Annotated in this window: 6 protein-coding genes; all 6 read left to right on the forward strand. The window is 68.1% G+C overall.

Annotation, left to right across the window (positions count from 1 at the left end):
* Positions 1-655: 655 nt before the first annotated feature.
* Positions 656-1,333, forward strand: coding sequence for a hypothetical protein (locus VNF71_03040; protein HVA73523.1), 678 nt, complete (start codon positions 656-658; stop codon positions 1,331-1,333).
* Between the two features lie 16 nt (positions 1,334-1,349).
* The gene (locus VNF71_03045) at positions 1,350-2,516 is read left to right on the forward strand and encodes a site-specific integrase (protein ID HVA73524.1); all 1,167 of its coding nucleotides are present in this window, start codon (positions 1,350-1,352) and stop codon (positions 2,514-2,516) included.
* The gene (locus tag VNF71_03050; GenBank protein ID HVA73525.1) at positions 2,513-4,999 is read left to right on the forward strand and encodes a site-specific integrase; all 2,487 of its coding nucleotides are present in this window, start codon (positions 2,513-2,515) and stop codon (positions 4,997-4,999) included. The genes VNF71_03045 and VNF71_03050 overlap by 4 nt, the downstream gene beginning before the upstream one ends.
* The gene (locus VNF71_03055) at positions 4,996-5,850 is read left to right on the forward strand and encodes a hypothetical protein (GenBank protein ID HVA73526.1); all 855 of its coding nucleotides are present in this window, start codon (positions 4,996-4,998) and stop codon (positions 5,848-5,850) included. Before VNF71_03050 ends, VNF71_03055 begins: the two co-directional genes overlap by 4 nt.
* 194 nt (positions 5,851-6,044) lie before the next feature.
* Positions 6,045-6,971 carry a hypothetical protein gene (locus VNF71_03060; GenBank protein HVA73527.1) on the forward strand — a complete coding sequence of 309 codons (927 nt, stop codon included), beginning with the start codon at positions 6,045-6,047 and terminating at the stop codon, positions 6,969-6,971.
* Between the two features lie 132 nt (positions 6,972-7,103).
* A partial coding sequence (locus VNF71_03065) for an LLM class flavin-dependent oxidoreductase (protein ID HVA73528.1) occupies positions 7,104-7,786 on the forward strand: 683 nt, incomplete at its 3' end.

The raw sequence follows: 7,786 nt of genomic DNA on the forward strand, positions 1-7,786 counted from the left end.
ACCTGCCGAGCCGGTAGGAGTCCGGAGCGTCATGTCCCCGCCCGGATGAACCTGAGGTCCCTTCCTCGGGCGGCGCTGCGTCCACCTTTGCACGCTCTCCACGCGACGCCATAGGGCTCCCACCCTGCCCGGCTTGTATGAGGGGTCGTCGCGCCTAGCCGACCATCAAGCGCCTGGCTGGCCGACGGATCCCTGTGGTTCTACGTGTGGCAATGTCGGCTGCCGCCATCGCGCCCCAGAGCGTCACGCAACCCGCCACGCTGACGCGAGCGATCGCGGTCAAGGGCTCGTAGCAGCCGGACGAGGACTGGAAGCTGGTGCAGCGAGGTTCGGGACGCTCCGGTGCGGTCGACCACTGATCCGGTACGGACGGCTGTGAGGCTGACCAAGTTGCCATCCACAAGACAATCGCTCTAGATGTTTATTAGGACTAACGGGGCTTCGCCCCAGCCCGACGAGGCGGTGTTCGTGGCGCGTCCGGGTCGGTGACGGGTCGGGGTGGGCTGGGGTGAAGTCCCGGGGGTTCCTCGTCGGTTCGGGTTGACGGTTGCGGGGGCTCCGGTCGAGCCTAGGTGCGGGACCGTCGCCGGTCCTGCCTTGAACCGCCCGAAGCGGTTGGTTGGCCGCGAGGGCCGATGTCGACCGGAGCCCGCCGATGACCCTACCCCGCACCGCCGCCGATGTGCTCGCCGACCACGTGACCATGGAGCTCGAGTGCATCGACCGGATGTATCTGAACGTCTACGTTCCCAAGCTCGCCTTCGCCGATGGGATCGCCCACTTCTTCCGGACCCATCGCGGTCAGCCGTTCGTGTCCTCGGCGTTGATGGACCCCATCACGAAAGGCTTCGTGGCCGCCATCCACCGGTTCGTGACCACCGAGGGCGTCGACCTGGTTCCGTTCCGCAAGGGTGAACGTAAAGACGACGTGGCCCACGCCTACCTGGCTGACCACGACGGCTCCGAGCAGATCCTCTTCGTCGGCCGCGCCCAGGAGAAGACCAACGTGTTCCGGACCCAGCGCCGCCACAACCCGATCACCGGCAAGGCCTACCCGTGGTTGGTGGCCGACACCTCGATGGTCAACCACTTCTATTTCTACGGCTTCGACGACGACTTCGGCCCGTTCTTCATCAAGTTCGCGACCTACTTCCCGTATGTGGCCAAGTGCTGCCTGTTGACTGAACTACGGGACGACCCGTTGAGGTGGCTGGTTACGGTCCGGTCCCGTGTTCGAACAGGAAGAGCCGCGGGATCTTGGTGCGTTGGTTGTTGCTCGGCAGGGCGCGCTCGTGCCAACCGGGGACCCGTTCGAGCCGTATCGGCTGCTTGATCGGGCGGGGCAGCCGGTGGGCCCGGTTGCTGCGTTTCTCGGTGAGCTGCAGGGTTGCGGGAGACCCGCGACGACGCAACGGTCCTACGGCATGGCGCTGCTGCGCTGGTTTCGGTTCTTGTGGGCGATCGACGTGGCCTGGGATCACGCCACCCGCGTGGAGGCCCGGGACTTCTGTCGGTGGATCCAGATTGTCGGCAAGCCAGTCCCGCTATCGCCCCGGCCGGGGACGGCTGGTGATGCGGTTGCTCAGAAGCCATCGGTGCCGGCGCCGGGCCGGACGGCGCAGAACATGACCCCTGGGATCAGGAACTCGATCACGGGGAAGGTGGCGCCGGGGTCGGGCTACGCGCCGACCACCAGCGCCCATAGCGAGACGGTGCTGCGGGGCTTCTACGAGTTCCACTTGCAGGCCGGCTCGGGGCCGATGGTGAACCCGTTCCCGCTGTCACGAGGCCGTCAGGGCCGAGCGAACGAGCATCACAACCCGATGCAGGCGTTCCGTCAGGAACGCAGCGGCCTGTTCCGGCCGCGGGTCGTTCAACGGGCGCCGCGGCAGATCCCGGATGAGAAGTTCAACGAACTTTTCGTCCGGCTCGGCTCTGATCGCGACCGGGCCTTGGTGGCGTTGTGGGTGTCGACTGGGGCTCGCGCGTCGGAATTGCTGGGAGCGGTGCGCGGGGACGCCGACCCTGGGCAGCAACTGATCACGGTGATTCGCAAGGGGTCCAGGGCGTTGCAGCAACTCCCGGCGTCGCCTGACTCGTTCGTGTGGCTACGGCTCTATCAGGCGCGCCTTGATGATCTGGTTCCGGCCGGCCGAGACCAGCCGCTTTGGTGGACGCTGCGCCAGCCGTTCCGGGCGTTGAGCTACCACGCCGCTTACCGGATGTTCACCCGCGTCAACGCGGCTCTGGGGGAGCGCTGGACCTTGCACGACCTGCGGCACACCGCCGCATACCGGATGGCCCGGGATCCGGACATGCCGCTCACCGACGTGCAGTGGATCCTCGGGCATGCCCATCTGACGACAACCCAGATCTACATCTCGCCCCTGCCCGAGGACGTGATCGCCAGCGTGCTCGCCCATCACCAGCGCCGCGCCGCACCCAAACCCACACCGCCGCCGTCGCCTTACCGGCCGGAGTCGTTGGACGTGCTGTTCGGGACGGAACGGGAATGACGACCGCCGATCCCAAGCTGACACCGGTCCCAGGGCCGACACGGCCCGGTGACGCGGGCCGGCGGCCCACCGACGCGCTGCTGGAGCGGTTCCCGCCCCGCCCGGTGCCGACAGGGTGGCCAGCGACCCGCCTGGCCGGCCCCGAGTTGTGGCCGCGGCTGCTGGCAGAACCGTTTGTGTCCGGTCGCCCGGCCGCCGAGGAGAACCGGCGGCGCGGTCTTCGGTTCGTCCTGCGATGGCTCGAAGGCCAACCCGGAGACACCTGGCAGCAGAGATGGCTGGCCAGCGGCGCCGGTGTTGACGGCAGGGTCGACTGGCGAATCTTCCCGATCCGGTGGGCGAGGCAAGCCGACGTTCCCGTGTGCGGTTTCGACGAGAGGGTTATCAGCACCGGCCTGCTGTCACTCGTTTGCGCGGACGTGATCCGCCCGAGCTTGGACTGGCTGCTCACCACCGCCACACCGAAGCGGTTGGCGGCCGAGATGGCCCGCACCCGGGACCCAGATGGGTTCGGGGCGTTGACCGAACGATGCCAGGTCCGTCCGGTCGGTGAGTCCGCCACCGGGGTGGCGCTGCACCGGATCGCTGTCCTGCTGGCAACCAAGGGCGGAGTGATCGCCGATATCACCGCCGGCGACTGCGTCGAGTTGCTGCGCGTCGCCGCGAAGATCTGCGCCATCCCGCACTACCGCAGCCCGTACTTCTACCAGCTGCTCTATGCGGTGAACGTTTTTGGCGAAGGGGCCGCGCCGACGGTCAGCGCGTTGACAGCCCAGCGCCAGCTCAGCGTCGAACAGCTGATCGACCGCTGCGGCCTCGAGTGCCGGGCGGTGCGCGACCTGCTCGTCGATTATCTGCGGGAGCGGCAGATCAGCATCGACCACGTCAGCCTGGTTCGGCTCGCCGACACCCTCGGCCGCCTGTTCTGGAAGGACCTGGAGACCCACCACCCGGGCATCGCCTCCCTGCGGCTCCCGCCCCCGGTCACCGCAGCGTGGAAACAGCGAATCTTCACCAAAACAATCCGCCGCACTCGGCCCGACGGCAGCGTCGAAGAGATGCGCAGCTCACGGGAAAGCGCCACCAACTGCCTCTCCGCGGTGCGCACCTTCTACCTCGACATCGCCCAGTGGGCGACCGACGACCCGGCTCGGTGGGCACGATGGGCGGTCCCCTGCCCGATCAAAGCGGGCGAGATCCCCCACAGGCGGGTGGCGGTGCGGCGCAAGTCGCGCATGGACCAGCGGACCCGGGAACGGCTGCCGATACTTCCCGCCCTGGTCGCCGCGGTGGATACCGAGCGCACCGCAGCAGCCGAACGGCTCGTTGCCGCCGAGGCCACCAAGCCCGGCGAGGTCTTCACGGTGGGCGGACTCACCCTGCGCCGGTCGGGCGCCACTCGCCGCCTAGTCGCCAACATCTGGGCCGAGGACCCCGCCGGCGGCCGACGGCGCAACCTGACCATGGAGGAACACCGGGCGTTCTGGGCGTGGGCAGCAGTGGAGGTCCTGCGCCACACCGGCATCCGCATCGAGGAGCTCACCGAGCTCACCCACCCCAGCGTGGTCCAATACTCGCTGCCCACCACCGGCGAACTGGTGCCGTTGCTGCACGTCGCCCCGTCCAAGACCGACGCCGAACGGCTCCTGGTCGTCAGCCCGGAACTGGCCGACGTGCTCAGCGTGATCATCCGCCGCGTCCGTGGCCCCGCCGGAGCGGTGCCCCTCGTCGTGGCCTACGACTACCACGAACGGGTGTTCAACCCGCCCCTGCCCATCCTGTTCCAGCGCCAGGTCGGCACCGAGAACCGCCCGATCACCGCCCCGGCGATCCGCAAGCTGCTCGACACGGCGCTCGCCGCGACCGGCCTCACCCAGACCGACGGCCGGCCGCTGCGGTTCGTTCCCCACGACTTCCGACGAATCTTCATCACCGACGCCGTGCTCAACGGCATGCCGCCCCACATCGCCCAGCTGGTCGTAGGACACGCCGACATCAACACCACCATGGGCTACAAGGCCGTCTACAACGAAGAAGTCATCACCGCACACCGGGCGTTCATCGCCCGTCGGCGGGCCACCAGACCCAGTGAGGAATACCGCACCCCCAGCGACGCCGAGTGGGACGAGTTCCTTGGCCACTTCGAGCGACGAAAGGTCTCCATCGGGACATGCGGCCGCTCCTTCGGCACGGCATGCATCCACGAGCACGCCTGCATCCGCTGCCCGCTGCTGCGCCCAGACCCAGCCCAACGCCCCCGGCTCGTCGAGATCCGCGACAACCTGCACGCCAGGATCGAAGAAGCGCGCCGCGAAGGTTGGGCCGGTGAGACCGAAGGGCTGCAGGTCAGCCTTGCCGGAGCCCGTCACAAGCTGGCCCAAGCCGATCAGATCGCCGCACGCCACGCCCAGCGCGAGATGCACGACTTCGCCAACGTCGCCGGTCGCCGCACTACCACCCTGAGCAAGGAGACGTCCCGATGACCATGACCGTCACCGATCAGCTGCTCCATCAACTTGTCGTCGGCTCCCACGCGGAGGGCACCACCTGCCTCGCCGTCGCCGCCGCGATCGAACACGACGACCGGACCCTGCTCATCGCCGCAACCGACGACGACTTCGCACCCGTCTGGCAGCTCCCGGCCGGCCTGGTCCTGCCCGGAGAGACGCTCCTCCACGGGTTGGACCGCGTCGTCACCTTCACCACCGGGCTCGGAGTCCTCGACGTGACCGGCTACGCCGGCCACCACGACCATCGCCTCGACGACGAGATCGTCCGAACATTCGTGTTCACCATCACCGCCGCCGACCCCGACCGGGTCTGCCACTGGGCGAACATCGGCCATCGCTGGAGCAGCGACCCCATCACCGCGTGCAGCATCCTCGGCGACATCGACGGCCACCCCACCCCCACGACAACAGCGGCAGCCCGTCTCATCGGCCCAACCCCGATCCACCAACTGTCGACCGCCCTCCGAGCCAACGCCAGAGGCCTTCTCTGCGCCGAGGCCGCCGTCGAGCTGTTGATCAAGCAGCAGTCATGGCTGCACCGCAGAGACTTCGTCGACGGCTTCGTCGATGCCGTGAACCCATCCACCCGCCCACAGCCGACCCGCTACACCGACACCGCGTTCGTTGACTGGGTCGGCGCGCTCGCCGCACTCGACGCCGGCCGCCTGCGATGCTCGAGCGGCGAAGGCCAACTGCTGCGGATCGCTGCCAGCCTGGCCGAAGGAATCCCAGTCGACCTCCGCGACGCGATAACCGGCCTGGACACCATCAACACCGGGCTCGTCGCACGCGCCATCTGCCACGCCGCCGGTCACCGACCATAACCACCCAAGCCGCTCGGCGACTCCCGCCATCCCTGTTCAGGTAATGCATCAACGGCCACGAATGGGCCAAACGCCAAGCGGCCAAAGCCGGTCTCGACTACGAGGCCCTCGACAACGGCTTCGCCGCCTGCGCGGACCCGGCCCGCCTCCAGCGGATCTGCCGGTCGCTGTCGGCGGCCAAGATCAACGCGTTCGTGCGGAAGTGGCTGGCCCGGCTCCCGCACCCGTTCACCGCCGCGGACCGCCGGGCCGGCTACCGCTACGACATCTCCATCCTCCAGGCCGAGTTCTCCCTCACCCAGGTCCTCGACCGGCCCCTCTCCGGGCGGGTGTTCTTCGAACAGGTCATCCGCGACAACCTCGACATCGGACGGCCCGACCAGGTCAGCCTCATCTTCGATCGGCGCGTCGTGACCCGAGGCCGCCACCCCACGCCCGGTCAGTTCCGGACCCGGATCATCACCGAGGGGGTCACCCCCTCACTGCACGTCTACTACCGCCGGTCGACGATCAAGCAGTATCACAAGGAAGGAGTCGCCCTTCGCACCGAGACCACCATCAACGACACCCGAGCCGACTTCGGCATCGGCAAACGGCTGCACAACCTGGCCGAACTGGCCAAGGTCGGCTTCTCCGCCAACCGACGTCTCCTGCACGTCCAACGAATCAGCCATGAGCCCTGGGCCGGCGAGGACATTCTCGATTCCCTCTCCCGCCCTGTCGTCGTCAACGGCCAACGCGGCCCCGCCCTGCGCTTCGGCGACCCCCGCGTCCACGCCCTGATGTCAGCGATCTCCGTGTTCCGCCTCCTCCCCAACGGCTTCTCCAACCGGGACCTACGCGCCCACACCGCCCCCCTCCAAACAGTCGACCCCACCTCGCTCACCGCGGGCCGCATGACCTATGACCTCAGACGACTACGCCTCCATGGCCTCATAGAACGCATCCCCCACACCCACCGCTACCGCGTCACCGACCACGGTTGGCGCACCGCCATGCTCGTCACCCGTGCCTACAACCGCATCCTCCGACCCGGGCTCGCCGAGCTCAGCTCCCCCCTCGACACCGGCAAACTCGGCCAAGCCGTCCGACTCCTCGACGCCGCCCTCGCCGCAGCATGACCAACCAGAAAACTTGACTCAAATACGACGGCTTCGCCGGCTTTAGCTTCCTAGAGTGAGGCTTCCACCGAAGGAGTGATCGCTTACCGCTGCGGGCGCGGCTTCATCGTAGGCTGGTCGCGAGGGGGACCGATGCCGGCCGTTCATATTCCTCAAGACGCAGAAACCCTTCCCGAATACCAGGGCCTGGCCGGCCGCCTCGAGGAGGCCGGGTACGACCGCATGTGGATCGGCGAGGTCAACGACGTCGACGCCGTGTCGGCCGCCACGCTGGCCGCCGTCGGGACGGAGCGGGCCCGTATCGGTCTGTTCCTTAACACCTTCACGCGCGCGCCATCGACGCTGGCGATGACGGCGTCGACGCTCGCGTGGCTGGCGCCCGGCCGGGCGCAGATCGCGCTCGGGGTTGGTTCGCCGCTGTTCGTCGAGCGCTGGAACGGGATCCCGTACCACCAGCTATACGACCGCCTCAGCGATGTGCTCCGCTTTCTTCGGGTCGCTCTCGCGGGGGGAAGAGTGCGCGAGCAGTTCGAGACGTTCCAGAGCGACGGTTTCGCCCTCGGCACGCGCCCCGACGACCCGCCGTTGCTGCTCGTCGCGGCGTGCGGGCCGCGAGCGCTGGCGTTGGCGGCTCGGGAAGCCGACGGGGTTGTTCTGAACTGGGTCACGCCCGGCGACATCGAGCACATCGAGCCGCTTCCGGAGGATCGCGGCGCCGTTTCGCTCATCGTACCGGTATGCCCGACGGCAGATCGGGAGGTGATGGAGCGGACGATGCGGCCCGTCGTCGCGACCTACCTCGACGTGCCGGCGTA

This window comes from Acidimicrobiales bacterium (assembly GCA_035533095.1).
Lineage (GTDB): Bacteria > Actinomycetota > Acidimicrobiia > Acidimicrobiales > Palsa-688 > DATLUM01.